Genomic DNA, 1,424 nt, shown 5'->3' with positions numbered 1-1,424 from the left:
GCGGAGTCTACCATGATCAGTTGTTGTACCAGCTGAGGGATGGATCTTTTGCTCCCAAGCGCATGGAACAAGCGTTGCGGAAACTGGTGCAGCGTCATGAAATATTGCGAACCTCTTTTTATATGGAAGAAACGGATCGGCCGATCCAGGTGGTGTGGCGTCAAGTGGAGCTTCCGATCGAAGAGATCGATCTCCGTGACCAAGATGAGACCGAACAATCTCTGACCATCTCGGCCCACCTGGAGGAGGATCGAAAGCGGCCCTTCAATATGAAAAAGGGGCCTCTCTGGCGGATGAAAGTATTCTACCTGGGCCGAGAGCAAGTGGTTTTGGGATGGATAGTTCATCATGCGCTGATGGACGGGTGGAGTGTCGCCTCTTTTATGACTGAGTTGATCGATGTGTATTTCCATTTGGCCAAGGGAGAAGTGCAGCTGCCGGAGCTGGGCAGCCGGTATGTGGATTTTGTGGCGGAGGAGCAGGTGTTGTCCGGCCGGGAAAGCTGGGCCCGTTACTGGAAAGAGGAGCTGGAAGGCTATAAACGGTTGGAATTGCCCACTGTGGGCAAGGGAAGCAGCACGCTGATCCGGGAGCTTGAGGCATCCTTTCTGCCGGCCATCAAGGAGTTGGCGCGACGGGAACAGACCACTCCCAAAACGGTGGCTCTGAGTGCATATCTGGTCATGATGCACCTGATGTCTTATGATTCGGACTTGACAGTGGGGTTGATTGAAAACAACCGGCCCCAACTGGAAGACGGGGAGCAGGTGTTGGGCTGTTTCCTGAACACGGTGCCTTTCCGGGTGCGTATGGATGAGGTGGACAGTTACCGGTCCTTGCTTCGTTATGTGCACGCCAAGCACATTGAGTTGAAGCAATATGGACGCTATCCTTTTCAGGAGATTGTCCGGGCGATCGGGGAGCGAAGCGGGGATGAGAACCCTGTGACCGATGTGTTGTTCAACTTTGTGGATTTTCATGTCTACGACCGGCTGGACGAGCGTCTGGGATTCCGGGAGGAAAGTTTTGAACGGACCAATACGTTGTTTGACTTTACATTGTCCACCACCTATGACCGGCTGGAAGTGCGTTTGACCTCGGCGATGCCCCAGGCGGAAGCGGAGCGTTGGGTGAGATGCTACGAACGGATCCTGTCCGTCATGCTGGAAGATCCGGCGCAGGAGATTGACAAGTACATTCTGTTGGATGAAGACGAACGGAACCGGCTGTTCGAAGGTTTCAATGACACCCGGGCGTCGTATCCGAGGGATGCGACCTTGGTCTCGCTGTTTGAGGAACAGGCGGCCCGTCAGGGGGACCGGGTGGCGGTGAAAAGGGGAGAGAGGGTTCTCACCTACCGGGAGTTGAACGAAGAAGCCAACCGGCTGGCCCATGCCCTGCGGGAGCGGGGATTGGCCCGGGAA

General features: G+C 55.4%; 1 protein-coding gene. It reads left to right on the top strand.

Annotated elements, in window-relative coordinates; translation table 11 throughout:
• The coding region (locus IEV46_RS17775; protein WP_188433955.1) for a condensation domain-containing protein at window positions 1–1,424 on the top strand (1,424 nt) is incomplete at both ends.

The sequence above is a fragment of the Kroppenstedtia guangzhouensis genome, from assembly GCF_014637345.1.
Taxonomy (GTDB): Bacteria; Bacillota; Bacilli; order Thermoactinomycetales; family DSM-45169; genus Kroppenstedtia; species Kroppenstedtia guangzhouensis.
This window is presented reverse-complemented; position numbering and strand designations above follow the sequence as displayed.